This is a genomic window from Polyangium jinanense (assembly GCF_028435265.1).
In the GTDB taxonomy this organism is placed as follows: Bacteria; Myxococcota_A; Polyangia; order Polyangiales; family Polyangiaceae; genus Polyangium; species Polyangium jinanense.
Genome location: NZ_JAGTJK010000035.1, coordinates 21905 through 44001, shown reverse-complemented (window position 1 = coordinate 44001; position 22097 = coordinate 21905). Strand labels below are relative to the sequence as shown.

19 protein-coding genes are annotated in these 22097 nt (G+C 67.4%); 10 read left to right on the top strand and 9 right to left on the bottom strand.

Translation table 11 applies throughout. The features are described from left to right. Positions 1 to 91: 91 nt before the first annotated feature. Positions 92 to 880, top strand: coding sequence for an endonuclease III (gene nth, locus KEG38_RS38730; RefSeq protein ID WP_272425473.1), 789 nt, complete (start codon positions 92 to 94; stop codon positions 878 to 880). 6 nt (positions 881 to 886) lie between these two features. On the opposite strand, the gene KEG38_RS38725 is transcribed toward nth, so the two are convergent. Next, positions 887 to 1567, bottom strand: a complete 681-nt coding sequence (locus tag KEG38_RS38725) for a hypothetical protein (protein ID WP_272425472.1) — start codon at positions 1565 to 1567, stop codon at positions 887 to 889. On the opposite strand from KEG38_RS38725, the gene KEG38_RS38720 reads away from it, so the two are divergent. The 3 genes from KEG38_RS38720 (at position 1566) to KEG38_RS38710 (ending at position 3697) form a co-directional block, all read left to right on the top strand. Next, a complete protein-coding gene (locus KEG38_RS38720; RefSeq protein ID WP_272425471.1) occupies positions 1566 to 1883 on the top strand; it encodes a hypothetical protein in 318 nt (105 codons plus the stop codon). The two genes, KEG38_RS38725 and KEG38_RS38720, sit on opposite strands and share 2 nt — an antisense overlap. 4 nt (positions 1884 to 1887) lie before the next feature. Beyond that, positions 1888 to 2364, top strand: coding sequence for a DUF2243 domain-containing protein (locus tag KEG38_RS38715; RefSeq protein ID WP_272425470.1), 477 nt, complete (start codon positions 1888 to 1890; stop codon positions 2362 to 2364). A 79-nt stretch (positions 2365 to 2443) separates the two neighbouring features. Beyond that, positions 2444 to 3697, top strand: a complete 1254-nt coding sequence (locus tag KEG38_RS38710; RefSeq protein ID WP_272425469.1) for a hypothetical protein — start codon at positions 2444 to 2446, stop codon at positions 3695 to 3697. 4 nt (positions 3698 to 3701) lie between these two features. Here KEG38_RS38710 and KEG38_RS38705 read toward each other — a convergent pair whose 3' ends face one another. After that, entirely contained in the window at positions 3702 to 4766 is a 1065-nt protein-coding gene (locus KEG38_RS38705) for a hypothetical protein (protein ID WP_272425468.1), read from the bottom strand. Positions 4767 to 4866: 100 nt separating this feature from the next. Between KEG38_RS38705 and KEG38_RS38700 the strand changes: the two genes are divergently transcribed. Next, complete coding sequence (locus KEG38_RS38700; RefSeq protein WP_272425467.1) at positions 4867 to 7131, top strand: molybdopterin-dependent oxidoreductase; 2265 nt, start codon at positions 4867 to 4869, stop codon at positions 7129 to 7131. A gap of 20 nt (positions 7132 to 7151) precedes the next feature. On the opposite strand, the gene KEG38_RS38695 is transcribed toward KEG38_RS38700, so the two are convergent. Both KEG38_RS38695 and KEG38_RS38690 read right to left on the bottom strand, forming a co-directional pair. Beyond that, a complete protein-coding gene (locus tag KEG38_RS38695) occupies positions 7152 to 8417 on the bottom strand; it encodes a PAS domain-containing protein (RefSeq protein ID WP_272425466.1) in 1266 nt (421 codons plus the stop codon). A 15-nt stretch (positions 8418 to 8432) separates the two neighbouring features. Then, entirely contained in the window at positions 8433 to 9257 is an 825-nt protein-coding gene (locus KEG38_RS38690) for an ATP-grasp domain-containing protein (protein ID WP_272425465.1), read from the bottom strand. Between the two features lie 90 nt (positions 9258 to 9347). Between KEG38_RS38690 and KEG38_RS38685 the strand changes: the two genes are divergently transcribed. From KEG38_RS38685 to KEG38_RS38675, 3 genes are read left to right on the top strand one after another with little or no spacing between them, the layout of a single operon-like run. Next, positions 9348 to 10043, top strand: a complete 696-nt coding sequence (locus KEG38_RS38685; protein WP_272425464.1) for a DJ-1/PfpI family protein — start codon at positions 9348 to 9350, stop codon at positions 10041 to 10043. A gap of 41 nt (positions 10044 to 10084) precedes the next feature. Next, complete coding sequence (locus KEG38_RS38680) at positions 10085 to 11410, top strand: hypothetical protein (RefSeq protein ID WP_272425463.1); 1326 nt, start codon at positions 10085 to 10087, stop codon at positions 11408 to 11410. Then, positions 11407 to 11838: an STAS/SEC14 domain-containing protein gene (locus KEG38_RS38675; protein WP_272425462.1), complete on the top strand. Its 432-nt coding sequence runs from the start codon at positions 11407 to 11409 to the stop codon at positions 11836 to 11838. The genes KEG38_RS38680 and KEG38_RS38675 overlap by 4 nt, the downstream gene beginning before the upstream one ends. On the opposite strand, the gene KEG38_RS38670 is transcribed toward KEG38_RS38675, so the two are convergent. Then, positions 11825 to 12688 carry a fibro-slime domain-containing protein gene (locus KEG38_RS38670; RefSeq protein ID WP_272425461.1) on the bottom strand — a complete coding sequence of 288 codons (864 nt, stop codon included), beginning with the start codon at positions 12686 to 12688 and terminating at the stop codon, positions 11825 to 11827. The genes KEG38_RS38675 and KEG38_RS38670 overlap by 14 nt on opposite strands. A 275-nt stretch (positions 12689 to 12963) precedes the next feature. Here KEG38_RS38670 and KEG38_RS38665 point away from each other — a divergent pair, with 275 nt between their 5' ends. Beyond that, positions 12964 to 14499 carry an ATP-binding cassette domain-containing protein gene (locus KEG38_RS38665; protein WP_272425460.1) on the top strand — a complete coding sequence of 512 codons (1536 nt, stop codon included), beginning with the start codon at positions 12964 to 12966 and terminating at the stop codon, positions 14497 to 14499. Here the strand turns inward: KEG38_RS38665 and KEG38_RS38660 are convergent. From KEG38_RS38660 to KEG38_RS38650, 3 genes are all read right to left on the bottom strand, one after another. Then, the gene (locus KEG38_RS38660) at positions 14466 to 16502 is read right to left on the bottom strand and encodes an RCC1 domain-containing protein (RefSeq protein ID WP_272425459.1); all 2037 of its coding nucleotides are present in this window, start codon (positions 16500 to 16502) and stop codon (positions 14466 to 14468) included. The two genes, KEG38_RS38665 and KEG38_RS38660, sit on opposite strands and share 34 nt — an antisense overlap. A 56-nt stretch (positions 16503 to 16558) precedes the next feature. Continuing rightward, positions 16559 to 17263, bottom strand: coding sequence for a hypothetical protein (locus KEG38_RS38655; protein ID WP_272425458.1), 705 nt, complete (start codon positions 17261 to 17263; stop codon positions 16559 to 16561). A gap of 521 nt (positions 17264 to 17784) precedes the next feature. Then, entirely contained in the window at positions 17785 to 18195 is a 411-nt protein-coding gene (locus KEG38_RS38650) for a hypothetical protein (RefSeq protein ID WP_272425457.1), read from the bottom strand. Between the two features lie 285 nt (positions 18196 to 18480). Between KEG38_RS38650 and KEG38_RS38645 the strand changes: the two genes are divergently transcribed. Further along, the gene (locus KEG38_RS38645; protein ID WP_272425456.1) at positions 18481 to 18714 is read left to right on the top strand and encodes a hypothetical protein; all 234 of its coding nucleotides are present in this window, start codon (positions 18481 to 18483) and stop codon (positions 18712 to 18714) included. 193 nt (positions 18715 to 18907) lie between these two features. Here the strand turns inward: KEG38_RS38645 and KEG38_RS38640 are convergent, their stop codons facing one another. After that, on the bottom strand, positions 18908 to 21964 hold the full coding sequence (locus KEG38_RS38640) for an HD domain-containing protein (protein ID WP_272425455.1): 3057 nt from the start codon (positions 21962 to 21964) through the stop codon (positions 18908 to 18910). Positions 21965 to 22097: the final 133 nt, after the last annotated feature.

Below are 22097 nucleotides of genomic sequence, written 5' to 3'. Positions count from 1 at the left end.
GGCCGCGGCACGCCTCCCGGTCGTACAATGTCCGAGGTCGCCCGAGCGCCGAACGCGTGCGCGAGGCTCGTCGTTTGCATCACGCTCCGACGTGGGCAAACCCAGGCGCGTCGGGGTGAAGCAGGGCGCGGCGGAGCCGGAGGGGCCGCCGCCGTCGGGGATTGTCTCGTCGCCGCTCGGGCAACGGGCCGCGGAGGTCCATGCGCGGCTCGCCCGGGCGATCCCCGCGCCGCGGCTCGAGCTCGATTTTCGCAATCCCTGGGAGCTCCTCGTCGCCACCATTCTCGCGGCGCAGAGCACGGACCGGACGATCAACCTCGTCACGCCCGCCCTTTTTCAGTCGTACCCGACGCCGGCCGCGCTCGGCGCGGCGCCGCAGGACGAGGTCGAGCGGCTCGTCCACGAGACTGGGTTTTTCCGGAACAAGGCCCGCGCGATCCGCGAGGCGAGCCGCAGAATCACCGAGGCGTTCGGCGGCGAGGTCCCGCGCACGCTCGAAGCGCTGATCACCCTGCCCGGCGTGGCGCGCAAGACCGCGAACGTCGTGCTCGCTCATGCCTACCGCATCGCGGAGGGAATCGCGGTCGATAGGCACACGGCGCGGGTCTCGCGCCGGCTCGGGATCACGGAAGAGGAAGATCCAGCGGCGGTGGAGGTCGATCTGTGCCGGTTGTTCCCGACAACCGAATGGATCGATGTGGGCCTCCGCCTGCAGCTCCACGGGCGTTACGTCTGCACGGCGCGGGCGCCCGATTGTCGCCATTGCCCGCTGAACGAGCTTTGCCCGAGCAAGCGCTTTGCTCCCGAGGGCACGATCGACGCGCGCGCGGCGCTCGAAGCGGCACGGATCGCGGCCCAGGGCGAGCCCGAGACGCCGTGACTGGCTTCACTTGCAAGCCGGGCACTCGCAGAGGACGTTCTTGCCCGAGGCCTGGATGCAGGCGAACCCGTCCCCGCAGACGGACTCGGCGCAGGCGCACGAGAGCGGATCCGGTCCGCAAGGATCCGGGGCGCATACGTATTCGGACCCGAAGGCCTGCTTCGTGACGCAGACGTATCCCTCGAGGCACTGGAGCTTGTCGCCGCAGGTCACGGCGCCATTGCACAAGGACGACATGTCGCTGTGCCAGACATTATCGTCGCCGCACGTCACGGTGAACGACGCGCCGCCCGGCGCGCAGGCATAGGTGCACGGCGACGTTTGCCCACACGGACCTCCGAGGCAAGACGTGCCGTCGAGCGGCGGAGACGCGGGGCATGGCACCGGCGGCGGCGCGCACCCGACGGGGAGCTCGACCCAGCTCCCCGCCTCGCACGCGAAGATACCCGGGCAACACTCGCCGTACGAGCACTCCTCACCCGGCGGCACGTCGCACGGCGCGCCCACGGCGGGCTGCTCGGCGGGACACGTGGAATCGGAGCCGCCCGAGCCGCCGGAGCCGCCGGTACCGCCCTGACCGCCGGAGCCGCTGGTGCTCGTCGAGGTTTGATCGACGTCGACCTTCCCGCTGCAAGCCACGAGGACGGGGAGGACGAGGAGAAAAGCGCGAGGATTGGGAAAAAGCATGCGCGCGATCCTACACGAGCTCGTGCGCTCGATGCTCGTTTCTCGCAGCGGATTGGCGGGCACTGCCGTTGCAGCCCCCGCGCGCATGCCAGCGACCGTGGCCCTCGTACTCGCTTGTCTCCTCGGGCTCTGCCCTGCCCTCGCGCTCGCGTGCCCGGACTGCCCGCTCGCGTGGAGGACACGCGCATTCATCCGGGAAGATCCGAATACGTGGGCCCACCTTGCACTTCTGCTCCTCCCTTTCGTGGTCGGCTGGCTCGTGTCGCTCTGGTTTCACAAGCGCGGACCAACCGCGGGAACGGGAAAGGATGGGTGACGTCATGGGACATCGAAAGGACGGGGGCCTCCTCGCGGCGGGCATCCTGCTCGGCGTGGGGCTCGGGGGATTCGTGGACGGCATCGTGTTCCACCAGATCCTCCAATGGCACAACATGCTTTCGTCGCGGCTGCCGCCGACGAATTTGCTCCACATGAAGGTCAACATGTTCTTCGACGGCCTCTTCCACGCGGTCGCGTGGATGACGACCGCGATCGGCCTCGCCTTGCTCTGGCGTGGCTTCAAGAAGGGCACCTTGCCGCGCTCGACGCCGATGTTCGTGGGCGCGATGTCGCTCGGCTGGGGCCTCTTCAATTTCTTCGAGGGCCTCATCGACCATCAGCTCTTCGGGCTCCATCACGTGCGGCCGGGCGAGCGCGAGCTTGCATGGGACATCGCCTTCCTGGTGTCCGGCCTTTTGCTCGGCGGAATCGGGGCGGCGCTCATCCGGAAGGGGCGCGCTACGAACATTGCGACCTGACGAAAACCTTGGCCCAGGCAGCGGTGTGCAAGAAGTTGGGACCTCCACGCGGCCCCCTGTACACTCGCGAGCCGATCCCATGGCATTCAAGAGAATCGCTGCGCAAAAGGCATCGTCCTCCGTCGCGGCGAACTCCAAACCCCCCCATCCGGCGGCGGTGCTCCAGGCGAAGGCGCCCGTCCGGACGGCCGTCCCCGAACGCCCGCCTCATCCGGCCACGGTGGCGCAGGCGAAACCCGCGTTCGGCGCGACCGTCGGGCGCGTGGCGCCTCCACCGCATCCGGCGAAGGGGGGCGGAGGGGGTGGCGCGGTCCAGCGTTACACGCGGGTTGCTCCGGACGCCGAGCAATACCCCGGCAAGAAGCGATGGGGCTTCTTCGCCGACAGCGACACGCCGGACGCCGACTTCTTCGTCCGGCAAGACGAGGTGCACGACAGCTTCTTCAAGGACGAAGGGAAGACCAAGCCGAACCTCGTCACGCAATCCGTGACCGACATCCTCGTCTCCGACAACTGCGATCTCGCCATCGAGGCGACGGGGCCGGGGCAAGAAGCCAAGGTCTTCTTCGCCACGATGGATCGCGTGAAGGAGGCGAACACCGCGCTCAAGGGCAAGATCTCGCTCGTCGCGGGCAACGACTACCTGCACGTGACGCACGGCGGGCGGAACAACAAGCTCTACCGGATCGAGCCGAAGATCAAGGCCACGGGCGTGCAGGGGCTCGCGATCAAGGTGCCGCAGCGGTGCAATGACATGGCCCAGTTCGTCTCCGGCAACCTGAACGTGACCGGCTACTCGGCCCTCGACGAGGGCAACCGGATCGCGCTCGCGCTCCTGGACGAGTTCACCGACCGCACGTGGTCGGACGACTTCGCGGAGCTCAAGCGGCAGGCCAGCCGGGAGCAAAGCAAGCAGAAGGACTACCTCGCCTTCCTCGACGACATCACCACGAACTACAGACTGATCCTCGCAGACCACGGCAACAGCGCCGAATTCAAGAACGAAGTCCAGCGCCTGCATGCAAACCATTACATGGATCCGCCCCTCGGCGCCGCCATCGGCACGGTCAGCCTGGCGACCTCGGCCGAAGTGAAGAACGCGAAGGACGCCCACCAGGACATTTTCGAGTACCACTGGGGCACGGTCGTCGCGAAGAGCGGCACCGATTACGTGACCCTGGAGAACTACGCGCGGTACGAGGGGGACATGAGCAATTGTCCCTTGTATTTCTTCAGGATGCTCGAGATCGGCCCGGGGAAGAACACGTGGCACCTCGCCTCGACGAATGCCGGGTATTTCCTCCCCCCAATCATCTCCTTCACCGCGGCGTAGGCCCTCAGTACGTCGAGAACCCCGCGCAGCTCGACGTGATCTGCATCGACTGCGACCCGCTCGCCACGAAGCTCGAAATGCCCTGATCGCGGTCGTCCACGATCCACACCGTCTTCGGCCCAGCGCCCGAGTACGACGTCGTCGAGTTCGACCCGAGCGACGTCCGCGTCCCGCTGCCGAACTTCGGGTTGTCCCCGAAGAACAATTTTACGCTGCGCGAGCAGCTATTGTGCAGCCGCAGCGAATACGTGGACCCGCCGCCGCCCGAGCTCGAAGCTCCTGCCCGCGCGGCGCGCTCCTCGTCTGCGCGCCTGCGGCTCGCGTCGAAGTCCGCGCGCATCTGCGCCGAGTGCGCCTCCTGCTCGGCCCGGTACGCCGCCTTTTGCTGGACGAACTCGCTGGTCTTTTGGTTGTAAAAATCGATGTCCGCCTGCCCCGCCCACGCGAGCCCCTTCTCTGCCGGGGCCCCGTGCGAATGCTGAAGACAGCTATCGAGCAGCGTGTACCGATCCTCGTCGTCCCGCACCGCCGGGCGCGCCTTCTTGCAATGGCCGAGGACCTCCTCCGATCGCCCGGCGTCGTCGAGCTCCTTGATCAGCGGCACGCACGCGAGCACCGTGGGTCGCGCGGTCATCGAGGCCTCGAGGATCTCGATGGACTCCGCGTTGCGCTTCGCGTGGATGCGCAGGATCCCCTTCGACGAGAGCGCCTCCGCCTTCTGATCGGGATTCTTCTTCGTCGCCTCTTCGAGCGCGGCGTCCGCCTCGACGATCGCCGCCTCGCCGTCGATCTTCTTCCGATCGACGAGCCCCAGGATGAAACAGGCCCCCACGCGTTGCGCAAGCACCCGCGCCGCGTTCATGTCGCCCGGGCTCGCCTTCACGGCGGCGCGTGACTCCTCGAGCTGCGCCAGGATCTGCGCGTCGTTCTGCGCCTGCGCGTCGGCCATCGCCTGCGCCTGCTGCGCCTGCATCGCCGCGGGATCGAAGAGGCCCGCGTACGGGTTCACGCAGCCCGTGGCGGCGACGGAGGCGAGGAGCGTGGCTGTGAGGAGGCCAAAACGTTTCATTACGGACAGCCTTGTACCAGAGCCGCGCCAGGCGGGAAGTGAGAAGCTTTCTGCCGGGCAAACCGCTTCGTGGTACGATGACCTCCGCCGGAGGCCCTCCATGACGACCGAAGCCGGGACGTTCCAGAAGACCGCGTGCATCCTCTGCAGCATGAACTGCGGCATCGAGGTGCTCGTCGAAGATCGCAGGCTCACGCGCGTGCGCGGCGACCGGCAGCACCCGACGTCACGCGGGTATCTCTGCGAGAAGGCCCAGCGCCTCGACCATTACCAGAACGCCAAGGATCGCCTGCGCACGCCGCTCCGGCGGCGGCCCGACGGCTCGTTCGAGGCGATCGACTGGGACACCGCGATCCGCGAGATCGCCGCGAAGCTCATGGGGATCCGCGATACCCACGGCGGGGCCTCCATCTTTTATTACGGCGGCGGCGGCCAGGGCAATCACCTCTGCGGCACCTACGCCACGGCCACGCTCGCGACGCTCGGAGCGGTCTACCGTTCGAACGCGCTCGCGCAGGAGAAAACCGGCGAGTTCTGGGTCGACGGCAAGCTCTTCGGCCGCCCGCGTTGCCACACCGCGCCCGATTTCGAGCACGCCGAGGTGGCCGTCTTCGTCGGGAAGAACCCCTGGCACTCGCACGGCTTCCCCCGCGCCCGCCACGTGCTCAAGGAGATCGCGAGCGACCCCGGGCGCTGCCTCGTCGTCATCGACCCGCGTCGCTCCGAGACCGCGCGGCTCGCGCAATACCACCTCGCCGTCCATCCGGGCACGGACGCCTTTTGCCTCGCCGCGATCCTCGGCACGCTCGTGCAGGAAGACCTCGTCGATCGCCGCTTCCTCGCCGAGCACACGAACGACGCGGAGCCCGTGCTCGAAGCCCTCGCGGAGATCCCCGTCGCCGACTTCGCGAAGCGCTGCGGGGTCGAAGAATCCCTCGTGCGCGAGGTCGCGCGCCGCATCGCCCGCGCGAAGAGCGTCGCCATCCAGGAGGATCTCGGCATCCAGCAGGCGCCGCACTCCACGCTCGATTCGTGGCTGGAGAAGCTCGTTTACCTGCTCGTCGGCAGCTTCGCCAAGGAGGGCGGGATGAACATCCATTCGCGGATGGCGTCGCTCGGCGGGGGCAGCGGCGGGGGCAAACGCGGCAGCACCACGCCCGTCACCGGCGCGCGGATCATCACGGGGCTCGTACCCTGCAACGTGATCCCGGACGAGATCCTGACGGACCACCCGCAGCGCCTCCGGGCGATGATCGTCGAGAGCGCGAACCCCGCGCACTCGCTCGCCGATTCGAAGCGCTTCCGTGAGGCCTTCGCCGCGCTCGATTGCCTCGTCGTGATCGACGTCGCGCTCACGGAGACCGCGCGGCTCGCGCATTACGTGCTGCCGACGGCGTCGCAATTCGAGAAATGGGAAGCGACGTTCTTCACGCTGGAGTTTCCGAAAAACGCCTTCCAGCTCCGCGCGCCCCTCCTCGCGCCGCTCCCGGGGACCTTGCCCGAGTCCGAGATCCACCGCCGCCTCGTGCGCGCGATGGGCGCGCTCGACAGCGTGGATCTCGCGCCGCTCGCCGAGGCGGCGCGCCGTTCGCGGGGCGAGTATGCGATGGCCTTCATGGGGCTCATCGGCACGCGGCCCGAGCTCATGGCGCTCGCGCCGGTGATCCTCTACGAGACGCTCGGCCCGACGCTGCCCCCGGGGGCCGAGGCCACGGCCGTGCTCTGGGGCATCGCGCAATCGTGCTTCATGGCCTTCCCCGAAAGCGTGCAGCGCGCGGGTTTTCCCGGCGCCGACGCGCTCTTCGACGCCATCCTCCGCGAACGCTCCGGCATCACGTTCACCGTCGATTCGTACGAGGAGACGTGGGCGCGGCTCGACACGCCGGACAAACGCATTCGCCTGATGATCCCGGAGCTCATGCAGGAGCTCGTTGGCCTCGCGACGGAGCCCATGCCTTCCCGGGACGAGCGATATCCGTTCATCCTCGCGGCCGGCGAGCGCAGGTCCTCCTCGGCGAACACCATTTTCCGGGATCCTGCGTGGCGCAAGGTCGACCTCGAAGGCGCCCTCCGCATGAGCCCGGCGGACGCGGCGGATCTCGGCGTATCCACGGGCAGCGTCGTACGTATCGTGACCGAGGGCGGCAGCGCGACCGCGACGGTCGAGGTGAACGACGGCATGCGGGCCGGCCACGTGAGCCTGCCGAATGGCGGCGGGCTTTTGTATCCGGACGAGGCCGGCGGAGAGCGAAGGCACGGCACCGCGCCGAACGAGCTCACGCACCACGCGCAGCGGGATTGGCTCGCGGGGACGCCGTGGCACAAGCACGTGCCGGCGCGAATCGAGCGGATCGAGCTCTCGTAGCTCTTCCCGCGCGAAAAACGTCAGCGCGTTTTGCGGATCCCGTAGGCGATTCCCTGTTCCAGACTGCCGAGCGTCACGATTCCCCGGAGATCCGAGCCGAGCTCGATGAGCGTCCGCGCGACCTCGCGGCCCACGCCGGTCAGCACGAGCTCGGCCCCGAGCAGGCCGACGGCGCGCGCGGCCCGCGTGATCGCGTCGGCGGCCTCGGGATCCACCTCCGGGACGCCCGTGACGTCGAGCAGCACCACCGAGGCGCCGCGCTGCGCGACGCCGTCGAGCAAAACCTCGAGCAGCCGCTCGGCGCGCTCGGCGTTCACGCTGCCGATGAGCGGGACCGCGACGACGCGCCGGGCGATCGGCACGAGCGGGGTCGAGAGCGCGCGCAGGGCCTCGTTTTGCGCCGCGATGACCTGCTCGGCGAGCGCCCGCCGCTCCTCCTCGGCGGCGAGCGTCGCGGTCACGTCGGCGATGATGAAGGCCTCGTGGGAGGGCCCGTCTTCTTCGTGCAAGGCGAACGCCGTGAGATGCCCCTGGAACATCGACCCGTCGGTCCGCCGGAAGGCCCCGATCGCGCCCCGCACCTCATGGCCACGCCGAACGGCCTCCGCCACGGGACCCTCGGCCACAAAGGCCGTGACGTCGATGCCTGCCTCGTCGCTTCCGACGCCGAAGAGCGCGCGACAAGCGTCGTTCGCATAGATCGGCTCCCCGCCCGTTCGTGACACGGCGATGGCGCTCGGCGCATGGTCGGCGAGCGCTCGGAACAGCCGGACGGAGCGCAGCGAGTCTTCGAGCTCCACGCGGCGCCGTTGCAATGCCTCCCGATTGAGGTGATCCTCCGTCGTTTGGCGTACCAGCATGACGATCTCTTCGGCGTCCAGGGGAACGATACGCGCCTCGTACCATTCCACCGCCGGGCCCATCGGCAGCGAATACTCGGCCTGCTTCACCTTCCCGCTATCGAGGGCGTCGAGCATCACGCGCTCCAGGTAGGCGCCCACGTCGGCGGGCAACAGATCGGACATCCGTTTGCCCAGGAACACCTCGGGAGGGACGTACAGGTCGTCGGCCGCTCGGGCTCGGTAATCGATGATGATCCCGTCCTTGTCCAGCCGGAAGAAGAGGTCCGGCAGCGCGCGGAAGAGCGCGTCGACGGTCGTGACGTCCTTCCGGTGCGCAGAAAGCGCCTGCCGTGCCTCGTCGCGCTCCTGCTCGAGGCGCGCCACGCGCTGCCGGAGGGCTTCGTTCTCGATGCGGAGCTCACGAACTGCGTCGTCGACGGTCATCTGCGATGTTCTCTCTCAGGAGCGGGGCCGCGCGGAGCCCGCCTCGATCCACGACGCCACGAAATCGAGATACGCTTCGCGCAGCTCCGGGAACACGGTCACGTTCGGGATGTGGTTCAGCTCGAGCAGGTGCTTCGTCCCGTCGGGCTCCACCATGTAATCGATCGCGAACATCTCCAGGCCAAACGCCGCGCCGATCCGCCGCGCGTCCTCCACGAGCGCGGGATCCGCCTCGCCCGCGGGAAGCACCACCGATCCTGCGTGGTGGATCGACTTGAGCCACGTCTCGCCGGCCATGCGGATCTGCCACGCGCGCTCGCCGAGCACGTGGATCCGCGTCGCCTCCCCGCGCACGAACGGCTCGATCAACGTCGGCACCTCCGCGCGCCGTGTCGCCGAAAAGAGCTCCTTGTTCTCTCCACAATGCCACTCGCCCCATTTCGCCACGAGCGTCTCCCCTGCCTTCGGCGAAACGGGCGACGCCCGATCGGCATAACCGCGTCGCATCGCCCCGAACCGCGTCACCGCGAGCGCCCGCACGAGGCACGGGATCCGCGGACGCGCGTCCATCATCCCGCGCGCGAGCGGCAGACACGGCCCGCCCCAGAGCGCGAGCGCGGTCAAGAGCGGCAGATCGTCCTCGAAGATGCCGTGGAACACCACGCGCGACACCGGCACGTAGACCTCGTGCGCGTTCGGCCGCTCGACGAGGAGCTCACCGGCTTCCAGCAGGATACGCGGCAAGACGGGACAGGACACGATCGGGATCTGGGTCGAGAGGCGCGCGCGAAGATCACGCACCTCGGGCTCGTCGAGGCCCACGAGAAGGAGGCGGTTCATGAAGGTTCCCCGGTGCCCATCGGGCAACGGATCCCTTGGCGTGTCAATCACCAAACGTTCACACTGCACCCCCCTGGAGGACGGAATCCCATGCGCGAACGGACCATCGCTTTCCTCATCTTCCCCGAGATCACGCCCCTCGACCTCGTCGGGCCCCTGCAGGTGCTGAAGGCCCTCGAAGGATCGTCCGATCTCCGGACCGTCACCGTGGGCGAGCGCATCGAGCCCATCGAGACCGATCTGCCTTTTCGTATCGTCCCCGAGCGCACGCTCGACGACGTGCCCGAGCCCTACGGCATCGTCGTCCCGGGGGGCCTCATCGGGCCCTTTCACGCGATGGCCAGCGATCGCATCATGGGCTGGCTCGGCAGAGCCGCCGCGAAGGCCTCCTTCGTGAGCTCGGTGTGCACGGGCTCGCTCGTGCTCGCGGCGCTCGGCTTGCTCGAAGGCAAGAAGGCCACGACGCACTGGTCGTTCTTGCCGCACCTCGCGCGCTTCGGGGCGACGCCCGTCAAGGGGCGCTGGGTCGAGGACGGCCGGGTGATCACGGCGGCCGGCGTCTCGGCGGGCATCGACATGGCGCTCGCGCTCGGCGCTCGCCTCACGAACGAGGCCTCCGCCAAGGCGGCCCAGCTCATCCTCGAATACGAGCCCGAGCCCCCGCTTGGCCCGATCGCCTGGGAGGGCAGCGAGACCCTCGTCCAGGGCATGGGCGCCGTCGTCGCGCAGAGGCTCCCCGGAATCCTCGGCAACAAGCCGGAACTGCTCGCAAAGTTCGCGCCGTAACCCTCGTCCTCGTGGGCGTGGATGTGCAAGGATGCGGACGCATGCCGCTCCCGAACATGCTCCTCCACTTCAGCTGGAGCGAGCTCAAGCCTGGCCCGGTGCGCGACGCATTCGAGCGGCTCTTCGCGGAGGGCGTCGAGGACGACGAGCGCGTCCGGATCGCGCGGAAGATCCTGGCGCAGGACATCGTCCTCGCGCATTGCCTCCTCTTCGATGTCTACCAGCGCATGGCCATGGACTCGCGCTGGGGTGTTTCGAACCTGCTCGACGATCTCGTCGGGCCGATGCGCGTCAAGGCCATGGCGATCCTCCGCCGCCCCGACGGACACGATGGACGCAAGCACGTGGCGGCGGCCCAGATCGTCGCGCGCACCGCGAAGCCGAAGGACATCCCTCTTCTCCTCGAGCGCCTCGATCACCCCGGCCACCCGGAGCTGCCCATGTGGATGTACTGGGCGCTCCGCCATGTCGTGGAGGATCTTCCCTCCGCGGACATGACGCTCATCGCCGCCATGGAGAAACGCCTCGTGCCCGGCCGGGACCGGGAGACGTGCAACGAGCGCGTGGAGGCGAGCCGCACCCTCGGAAGGTATCGCGTGGCGGCTGCCGAGGAGGCGCTCCTCCGCGCCATGGAAAAGCTCGCGCCCGAGGAGGCGATCCCCGTCGCGACCGCCCTCCTTTGGCACGATCCCGTCCGGCACCTCGACCTCGCGCGCCGAATCCGCGATGCGCTGCCGAAAGGATTTCCGCGGGACGAGGACCAGGACAGCGGAATGGGGTACCCGTTCACCGACTTCCGCATCACGATCGAGGAGTCGGAGGAGCAGGGGGCCCTGGAGATGGAAGAGCGCGCGCGGATCGCGGCGATGCGACGCGACCTCGAAGCCGATCCCCGCGCGGCCTTGTCCAGGATCCTGCCGGACCTCGATTGCGACATGAGCTTCGAGCTCACGCCGACCTTGTGCCGGCTGCTCGCCTCTGCGGACGCGGCCTTCGCGCGTGACGTGCTCCGCGCGCTCGGGCACAGGGCGTCGCCGACGTACACCTTGTTCCACGCGATCGAGCCGTGGCTCTGGCACGAAGACCTCGAGCTCCGGGGCCTCGCGATGCGCGTGGCGCTCGCGAGCCACTCCGAGCAGGCGCGGGCCCGGCTCCTTTCCCGGCTCCGCCGCGCCTGCGTGAACGACGCGGAGGACGCGTGCACGATCCTCCGGGCGCTCGCGGCCACGAATCAGCTTTATCGGGGGGATGCCGCGCTCGCGACGTCGAGCCCTCTGCCCGAGGTGCGGGAGACCGCGGCTTTTCTCGCGGAAGACAAGGCGGGGGACACGCCCACAGCAAGCCCGAGTTTGGAGCCCGAATCATGACTGAAGACGAACGAGCGCGGACCCTCCAATTCGGTACCCACCGCGCGCGCTTCGATCCCCCCGACATCGTCCGCGTGTGGTGGATCGGCCCTTCCATCATCGGTCAGATCGACAAGCTGTACACCTGGACCGCGGAGCTGATCCCGGATGGTCGACCTTATTTCGTGGTCGCCGACATGAGCCAGCTCGAGGAGGTCGGCCCGGCGGCGCGCAAGGCCGCGGCGGGAGATGCGCGGGCGCGGAGGATCGCCGGGCTCGCCATCATCGGCGCGAGCTTTCACATGCGCGTGCTGATGGGCATGTTCTTGAAGGCCCTACGTGTCTTTTATGGCCAGAAGATGTTCCAGATGAAGTACTTCGAACGGGAAGAAGACGCCCTCGTCTGGGTCGCCGCCGAGCGCGCCCGACGCGCGGCTACTTCGGGATGATGATCGGATCGCAGTTCGTGAAGCTCAGGGTCGACTGAACCTTGAAGTTCGACCCTGTGCTGTGCCGCTCGGCGTGGAAGAAGTCGAGCGCGTACTCCTTGCCGGGCTCGATCCCGAGCTCGGCAGCCTTCGCGTCGAGGTTCAGCGTGTCGGCCTGCGGCGGATGCAGGCCGCCGAGATCGATGGCGAGCCGGTTGTTCACGAACACCCAGAGGTCGTCGTCGCCGCTGAACGCGAACGTCTCGCCGCCCTGGTACTTGAACGTCATGTGGAGCTCGTACGTAAACCCGTAGTTGTGGTCGAAGTCCTCGTTCCCGAAGAGCTGGTTGTCGATCGGGAAGAATGCGGTGCTCTCGAAGGTCGCGATGCCGGTCGCCGGGTCCTCGGTCAGCGTCACCTTGAACGGCATCGACATGTTCACGCCGTCGACGTCGCGGTACCATTGATCGAACTCCGCGGGGCCGGTCGTGTGCGCGGTGGGGCCGTCGTGCGCGTAGACGGGCTTCTTGTCGGGGCCGAGGTCGAACTTCACGATGCCCTTGAGCCCTTCGCCGCCGAAATGCTCGAAATCGGGGTGACCGTTCGGGTAGCCTTTGAAATCGCGCACGACGCCCACGAGCTCGGGCGTGCAGTTCCCGCCGCCGGCTCCGCCGGAGCCGCCCGAGCCGGCGAAGATGATGCCGCCCTCGCCGCCCTGGCCTCCTGTGCCTCCCAGACCGCCCTGGCCTCCCGAGCCGCTCTGGGAGGAGGAACTGCCGGCGCCCTGGCCGCCGGCCGCGCTGCCGCTCGAATCGGCGGTGCCGCCGCCGCAGCCTATCGCGGCGCCGGCCAGCACCAGCGAGGTGGTCATGGTCAAGGTCAAAGCCGCCTGTCGTAAAAGCATATTTTCTCCTCGGTGAAGCAGAAACGCGTCCGCGTCAGCAGACGAGCGCGAGCGTACAGCCTGAAATTCTTCCTTGCGAGCAAGAACATGGCTGCTATCTTGCTCGCGCCCTTCGGAGGATTACGCCGTTGCGCCTGTTTTCCTGAATCCAGCCGTTCGTAAACGTGCCGTGACGCCCGGCGCCGGTCCCGACGAGAGACGAACTCGGGGACGCGCGGGCCACCGATTCAGGAGAACAGAATATGTTATCGCTTCATGCGCTGCGCGTAGCGTTTTCCCATGGGGATGCCACGTCCTTGCTCGAGGACGTCGAGCTGCACCTCGGGCCGGGATGGGCCGGCATCGTGGGCGAGAACGGCGCCGGCAAGACCACGCTGCTCCGCCTGCTCGCGGGTGAATTGCGGCCCGAGCGGGGCCACGTGCGGCGTGATCCGGCGGAAGCACGCGTCGTGCTCTGCCCGCAGACCGTCGATTCGCTCTCCGATGCGATCCTGCGGTTCGCCGAGGATCTCGATGGAGAAGCGGCCGCGCTCCGCGGCAGGCTCGATCTCGCGCCGGAGGACCTCGAACGCTGGCCCACGCTCTCGCCCGGCGAGCGCAAACGCTGGCAGATCGGCGCGGCGCTTTTCGAAGCGCCCGAGATCCTCTTGCTCGACGAGCCCGCGAACCACCTCGATGTCGAGGCGCGCAAGCTGCTCGTCGGGGCGCTCCGCCGCTTCGACGGCGTCGGGCTCTTGGTTTCGCACGACAGGACCCTGCTCGACGCGCTCACCACGACGACGCTGCGCATTCATCAATGCCGCGTCCATGTCTATCGCGGCCGATATGCCGACGCGCGCGCCGCTTGGGAAGCCGAGGCGGCCCACGCGCGGGACGAGCGCGAGGCGGCCAAAGGCGAGGAGAAACGCGCGGCGCGCAGGCTCGATCAGGCGCGGCGCGAGCACGCCGCGATCGACGCGTCGCGGAGCATGAAGACGCAGATGAAAAACAAGAACGATCACGACGGCCGGGGCATGCTCCGGAAGATCGCGATCGAATCCGCGGAGAAACGCACCGGGCGCACCGTGGGCGTGGCGCGGGCCGATCTCGAGCGGGCGAGCGCCGAGGTCGCCCGGCACCACGTCGAGAAGGAGCACGGCGGCGAGATCTACGTCGGCTGGGAGCGCCCTTCGCAGCCCTGGCCCTTCCTCCTCGAGCTTTCCGTCCTTCGCGCGGGTGATACGGAGCTCCTCCACGACGTGCGCCTCTCCGTCCCGCGCGACGGCCGCATTCGCATCGAGGGTCGGAATGGCGCGGGCAAAAGCACGCTGCTCGGCGCGCTCGCGGCCGCGGCGCGGATTCCGCGCGAGCAGGTCCTCTACCTGCCGCAGGATCTGCCGGCGGAGGCGCGGCGGGCGCTGCTCGCGGAGGTCCGCGCCCTCGGACCCGAGGCGCGCGGGCGCACGCTTTCGCTCGTGGCCACGCTGGGCACGGATCCCGAGCGGATCCTGGCCTCGGCCGAGCCGTCGCCGGGCGAGGCGCGCAAGCTCGCCATTGCGCTCGGCCTCGGCAGGAAGGCCGCGGCGCTCCTGCTCGACGAGCCCGAGAACCACCTCGACCTGCCCTCGCTCGAACGCCTCGAACGCGCGCTCACGGGGTATCCGGGGGCGATCGTGATGGTCAGCCACGACGCCTCGTTCGCCCGCCGCGCGACGAGCGTGGTCTGGCGGATCGAAAATGGGCGTGTCCGCGAGCTCGACCCCGCTCAGGGCACGGCGATCTCCACCGGCGTGTGCTGAATGGGATCGCGGTCGCCCAGATCGAACACGCTCCCCCAGCAGTAGATCTCTCCCTCCCGCGTGCGGGCGCAATCGCGCGCGATCTGCACGATCGCGCCCGCGGGCAGCCCCTCGATCCGCCGGAACTTCGCGATCTCGCCTTTTTTCGTCGCCTTGCGGTCGAAGCAAAACACCTCGCCTCGCTCGGTGCGCGCGCAATCGGTGTCGACCTCCGCCACCTCGGTCTGCATGACCTTCGGCCCATCGGGCGCGCCCATGCAGACGAGGCGCGCGCCCTCGTCGACGACGCAACGCGCGGCGTCCAGCAAGGCGCGGAACTTTCCGGGGACCCGCGCCTTGTCGCCGAAGGAGTCGTCCTGGAAGATGGCCGTCCCGTCGGCGAGGACGGCCCTGCGGAAGGGGGTGAGGTACGTGGCGTTCGCCAGCTCATCCTTCGGGTCGAACCATTGCACACGGAGGGGCTTCGGGTTTGCCTCGTAATAGAACCACCCCGCGCCGCCGCCGCGCTTGGCGACCATGATGCCGACCCCGTTGTGGACCTTCACGGTGACGTCCTTGACCGCCGCGCCGCGGGTGTCGACGAGCAAGGCGAAGTCGTCCTTCAGGTTCCCCTGGATGAACCGACCGTTCCGGCAGTACCATTGCCCCGACTTCGCGCCGCGCACGCAGAGCGGCATGCCACCCACGATGGCGTCGACGGCCGGCTCGGGAAGCACGAGATCACGCCGGGGCACGTGCAACGCGTCGGCGATCGCGCCCCAGCAGGAGACGCGGGTCATGCCGAACCGCGCGCAGACGACGCCGCCCTCGGCGCTGATCTCGCTCGCGCCCGTGATTTCGGGGACCATCGCGGCGCGTTCGAGCTCGCGCGACACGCCGTCGCCGAGCAGGCCGCCATTGCGCGCACCGAAGCACCGCACGCGGTGATCCTTCCCGAGCGCGCAGACGTTTCGCGGAAGCACGGCCACCCCGAGCGACGCATCGACCGTCGGGAGCACTTCGTACGTCTTCTCGATGTCCACGCAGGGCTTCTCGAAGGAGCAGGAGCAGCGCGACACGCCGTCCTCGCGGGTCACGCACACGCTGTTCCAGAGGCCCGTGAAGAGCCGCGTCACCCGCTTGCCCTCGGCGAGCTCCTTGAGCTTCCGGTCGACGAGCGAATCGTCGCAGAAGACGGTGCCGTCGGGCCGCCGCGCGCATAGCTGATGCCCGAGGTTCCGGACATGGGCGACGACCGCTTCTTCCACGGGCCCTTTCAGGGGCATGGGCCCCACGCCGTAGCCGGGGATGGGCTTACCGAAGCGCGTCGTTTCGTGTCTCTCGAGGTTCCAGCAATAGAAGCCGCCGTCCACGCCCATGCCGCATGCCTCATCGGAGAGGGCGCGAATGGGCGGGGCCGGCACCCGCAGATACGGCCCATCCGTGTACTCCATGCGGAGCGAGCAAAAGACCTCGCCCTTGTCGGACAGCAAGCAATCGCGGCTGCCGGCGACGATCTGCGCGGTCCCGGGGGTATTCAAGCCCCACGTGTACTTCGCGATGTCCTCGGGCTTGGGCTGCACGACCCGGAAGCCCCGCACGACGCGGAAGGGTTTCGTCGCGTCGTCGCGCACCACCCGAAACAGCGTGCCGTCCGCGTCCCAGCCGACAATCTGGCCGCCCGTGAGGATGGTGAAGCCTTTCAGGTTGGGGAAACCTTCGATGCGCACGGGGCGGTCGTGCGAGCGTTGGGCCATCTCGCCGGGGAGGGCCATGCTGCCCCAGCAATAGAGGGAGCCGCGCTCGGTGCGGGCGCAAAACCCGCCCTCCCCGCCGCGGACCTCGACGAACGTGTGATCCTCCGGAGGCGGCGCGGCCGGGGCGGAGGTGGGCGTGGGTGCCGGAACGGAGATCGTGGTGGAAGGCGCGGGCGTGAGGTCACGCGCGGTGGGCGGCGGCGGCGGCGCGGCGGTCGTGCAGCCGAGGAGGACGAGGGCGGAGAGGGGGGCGAGCGCGCGGCGCATGGCGGTCACTGTACCCCAGGGGGCCGTGATCGCGGAAGCATCTGGGGGGCGCGGGATCAGCGCTGCGCGGCGGAGCCGGGGGCGCCCTCCGGCTTGGCGCCGTCCGTGGGCGCTTTGCGCTTCGACTGCGAACGCTCTTTCTCTCGCAGGAAGAACGGCTCCGCTGCGGAAGGATTCGCCTTGTAATGGTCTCGCAGCCGGCCGTAAGCGCTTTCGAGCTGCTCGCGCACCGATCGACGAACCGCGCGCTCCTCGGCGAATCGGGTTTCGAGCTCGGCCGCGGCCAGGGCCACGGTGTCGAGCGCAGCGCGATGCTGCATCTCCGCGTGGTCGAGACCCGCGATGGCATCATCCATGTCTCCCTTGCCGGCGAACGGCGCGAGCCGGACACGCAGGGCGGGCAAGACGTCGAGCTGCGCCTGACCGTCGGGCTTGATCACCGGGCTCAGACCGGCCGGGAAGATCGTGCGTCGCGCGGCAAGAGAAGGGTCCTTGCGGTCGAGCTTCTTTGCGGCAGCCTCGATCTCGCGGATCCCGTTCTCGACGTTCACCTCGGCGCGGGTGAGCTGGGCTGACGCGGTCGTCGCCGCATCCTCGGCGTCCTCTCGCGCGCGCTGGGCGTCGCGCAACTGCGTGTAGAGGACGCTCGCCTCGGCATGCAGGGTGTCGTGCAAGGGACTCACGCCCTTGCATGTGGAGAGGTGAAAACGGACGTGGCGGCGATGAAGGGAGCTCCCATCGGTCTCACGAAGGCGTCGCATGGATCCTCTCTTCCCCTACCCCCGCGAGCGGGAGCGGGGTCGTCTCGGGTTCGCGCGTTAGACGTTCGGAGCAGATCATTCATCCCGGAGCGGAAGCAACCGAGCACGAAACCGTCGGGAGCCGACCCGGAAACGGAGCAACGAACGTTCCCGAGAGTTGGAACGCGCCACGCCGCATCCGCGCGGTGTTTTTCCGAAAAAGGGAACGTGCTGCGATGCGGATCCCGGAAGCGTTGCACGGCGGGGAAACGCGCCCGGATACAGCGGCAGGGTGCGTTGCAAGAAAGGGGAATCCTACCGTAAGCGAGGACGGGAGCATTGCGACACGGCGGGAACGCCCTCGGGTGCGGCGCGAAGCGCGTTGCGAGACGGAGGAATCGACGGGGACGCGGACGCGGGGAGCGTTCCGAGAAAGAGGAACGTCCCGAGATCCGGAGCCGGGAACGTTGCGACGGCGCGGAGCTTTGGGCGCCTGCGGTTCAGCCTTGGCCGCGGGTCTGGATCGGCGAGGGAAACTTGGCTCAGGCTCGCTCCACGTCCTCGAACGTCGTCCTCGCGGCGTTGGCCGTCTCGTCCAGGTTGAGCAAGACCCGCAAGGCATCGACTTGCCAGTCGTCGCCCGCGATGCGGCGGACGGTGACGGGGCCCGGGACGCTTTCGTAAACGGCGTCCAGGATATCCATGAGGGCGTAGACGCCTGCGTCGTTGCAAAACGGCATCTGCGTGAAGTCCATCCGGATCGATGCAAAGGAGCACTTCGCCAGGATCCGGCCGAGCTCGTCGAGGAAGATCCGCAGGGAAGGATCACGGTAGTGGAGATGGAGGGGGCCTACGAACGTCAGCACGAGGCGAGCCTCGTCATCCTGGGCCGCCACGACCTCGAATGCGGCGCGTCCGCCCTCCATGACCGTTCCGCGCGAAAGGACCTTCATCGGCCCTCGATGCTACAGGAGGCGCCCCGTCCAGCCAATGGCGACCTCGGCGGCTCTCCCGGAAGGTCCGGAGCTAGGACACCGATCGGTTTGCAACCGCTCGAGGTCCTAGCTCTTTTGTCCCGAGGGGGACGCCTCGCGTCCCCCTCTCGGCCAGGCGAAGCCCGGCCGATTCACCCCCCGAGAACGGTTCTAGCACCCCTGACCCGGCGTAACCTGCTGGATCCGCGTCCTGATGACGACGGATCGGCACCGTTGGCGCGTGTTGGTGCCACTTCAGACTCCGTGGCCGCCCTTTGGGGCATCCCTGGAGCCGACCCACGCAGGACCCTTCTCGCCGTCCTCGTCCAGGGAGAGGTCACGGCCGCGGCTTTGGGCGATGTCGAAGCCGCGGCGGTGGCTCACGACGCGGCTGAAAGGCTTCTGGCACTGCTGTCGGACGCCGACGAAAGCATGGCCGCCGCGCGAGCCGCGCACGATGCCGTCGGCAAGGTGCTCCACGCCATCCAGCGCCGGTAGGTTCCTGCGCTGGCGGGGTCCCTCGGGAGCGAGGGGGCCCGCAGCGGCGGGCGCCCCTCGTCTCCGAGGGTCGAAGGGCCTCGGGACAGACCCCCGTCCTCGTTACAAGCAGGGACAAGGGCTGCTTCCAAAACACCCTGGCTCTCGATCTTCCCCCAGGGCCGCGCGGCTCTGGGCTGGCGGTTGCGCGGGTTTACGTCGACTGACGGCGAGTCACAGCTCGATCGCTTCGCTCTCGACCGCCTGCCTCCTGCTCCTGCTCCAGCTTCGTAACCGCCTCCCACCGGGTAATCTCCTCTGATAGTTCGCTGTAAGCATGCGGCAGGAGTGCGCGGCGCTCCGCCTCGTCCCAGGGGATGACGGGGTGACGGATGATGTCCTCCCACGCCTCCGCCAAAGGGCTCATAATCATGTCCTCGTCGGGTAGGTCCTCGTTGGGTCCCTCGCAATCGAACCAGATGCCGATGGGGTTCTCTATGCCCTCGGGAACGATGGTGGCAAGGCGTTCAAGGTCGAGGAGCTTGCGGTTGTCTTCACCAGTCCACTCAAGAACCCAGTGCTCGCCCACTGAAGCGTACTGGATGGTTTCGGGGCGAGGATCGATCGCGCGCCATGCTTCCCACAGAGCGCGACAGACGATGAGCAGGGTGGAGCGTGGCGTGAGGAGGCTGAAGGGGCCGAAGATATCCGGACCTCGTTCGAAGGGCTTATCATCGACGACAGCCAGTGGATCATGGAACATTACCATCCATTGGGCCATTATATTGTGTAGATCTTCGCGACTGTCGTGCTTGAACCCTTGAAGCTCGACGACACATTCAGTCTTGAGCACCTGCCAAACCCACGACACTGCGGGCATGCGATCGGTTCCTCGAAAGATAGGAGCGAAGCAGATGGGATGCATTGCGATCTGGCTCGCCATAGCGCCGTCCGCAAGCCCGATGCCGGCCTGACTCCACCACAGCCAGCTCCATCCGAACATCTTTGTTCCTATGCTCGGATGCAAGCCAGCGCGAAACCGATCTGCGATAACCAGAGGTATCATCTCGTTCGGCACAGCTGGAGTCCTGACGAGCAGAGCACCTAGGATATCCCGGCAAACGGATTGCAATACGACTGCATCAACCGGTGTATCGCCCGTTGATAGCCCAGTCCGGACAAGGTTTACTGGCATCTTGTTGGTGCGATCGAAAATGGAGATTCGTGGACGGCGTATAAATTCCGACCATCCGTATCCGTACCATAGATGTTGATAGTCGTCGCTGGTGAGGTCAGCGCTATAAGGCTCGCGAAGCACGAATCCATTGTGTACATACGTGCCGTGGCCGCCCTCGTTCCAGGTGTATTGGATGTCATCGAAGTCGGGGTGACACGTCCTTATCCAGTAGAGTGGGAGGGGAGCGCCATGCAATGGTATCAACCTGCGCTTCAATACAACCTCGCCATCCGTAGGGCCCACTGAATTGGGGTAGCTCTCGTACTCGTTGCGCAGTAGGATTTTCCTGACAAGAGTGGGCCGCTCAAGCCAGTACCAATCCCACGACTCACCCTCGGCTCGACTCAGCAGTCTATCCATGACTTCGCTATTCGAGATCCTCACGCGAACTGTCGTCCCAGGCTTCCGCTCACACCATCGCAGCTCGATCGCCGGCTCGTCCAACCGTGCTGTGAACGCGACCCCTCGGTCTTCCTCCACATGACGCGTGGTAACCTCCATCTCGTCCCCGAGCAGAAATGCCGCCAGCGCCCCCACCCCGAACCGTCCCGCTCGAAGCACGCGCGGGGTTCCACTTTCATCGTCATGCTGCCGGTGCCATGCCTCGCTGTTGCGGAAGGACGCCCCAGCCGTGAGGAAGTACTTCTGCACGACATCCGGGCTCATACCAATTCCCCGGTCCTCGACCGTCAGCCACCCCGTGCCGTCGTCGTTGTCCTCCAGCAGTACGACGACGTCTGCCTCGAGTTCCGGCAAGTCGATCCGCCTGTCCGGGTTCTGACGCTGGTAATCTTCCCTCTCCCGGCACGCATCCACCGCGTTCTGCATTAGCTCCCGCACCCCAAAAGCAGGCTCTTCCTCGTAAAGCGGTCCCACCAGAAGTTTCAAAACCTCTCCGCCCGAGACCCGAAACCTCGCATCCACGGGCAGGTAATCCACGGTCTTGCCGAAGGCTGCGACGTCATCGAGGGTGGAACGAAGACGTCGCACACGCAGCCCAAGTTCGCGCAGCCGTGTATCCGCACCGTAGACCTCACCCAGCACGGCCCAGCACGCATCCAGCTCCGCCTGGATCCCCTGGAAGAGCCGCCTGAGCCCTAGGAACGTCTTGACGTCCGTTGGTTCTGCATCGACGAAGAGCGCCTCTGGATCCGCTTCATCCTGGCGAACGTGCACCACCGCTTCGTGTTTGCGCCACTCGGCCTGCGAGATCGGGCTTTTCAGACTGCGCACGCGGAGCAACTCGCGGGGTGCGCGGGGCGCCTCGATTTCAAGGTAGTCGGCGATCCGTAGAACGGCCATCGCAAACGGAGCATGGACCTCGCGGTAGTTCCGCCGTCCGTTCTTGGGCATGAGGTCTGCACTGGCACGCAGGTCAAGGTTGTGGCTGCGCGCGACAAAGCCCGCTAAATCCCTGAGCCACTCGTCCATCTGCGCAAATCCCAGACGATCGATCCCTGGTCCAGGGATGCCGAGCAGCGCGATCTCGTGCGCGAGCCGGGCGTGGTGGCGGCGCATAAATTCGCCGATGAGGAGACGATCGCGGTAAGTCCACTTCTTCCAGTCTGTATCCGGGTTCCGCGCGGGCTCGGTGTCACCGAAAAGCGAGCGGAGCTTGCCCTCATCGAAGCGCGCAGCTTCACGCAGAAACTCCTGCCAGAGTCGCGGCCAGGGATGATCGCCCATTCTGTCTAGAAAGAGGCGCCCCCGCGGCTTCCATGGCGCTCCTGCGGACACGAGGGCGAGAAACCCATCCTCGCTCAGGTGCATGGCGCAGTCGTGGAGCAGGATGGCAAGGAGGAGCGTGGCCGCGTCCTGCGCCGTGAGGTGCGGCCAGGCTTCCTCACGGATGAGCGCCTCTGCCCCGTGCATCACGCTCTCCACATGCTCAGGGCCATGGTCGGTGTACTCCGGGAAGAAGACAACCTTGTTGTCCTTGAGCCAAAGCTCGAAGACGCCTAGCGTCTGCAACACGACGCCGTGGAGACGCTGGTCCTTGTCGAGGAGCTTTTCGAGGTGAGGCGGGATCTTCATCTGACGGTTCCAGGATACCCTCGACGGGTACGTCCAGTCACCATCTCCGAGTTGGGCACGGCTTACCGCAGGGGGAGGCCCCCCTGCCGTGGGTTCACGCCTGTCCGACGGTGAGGGTTCTGCGGCGGCTTGG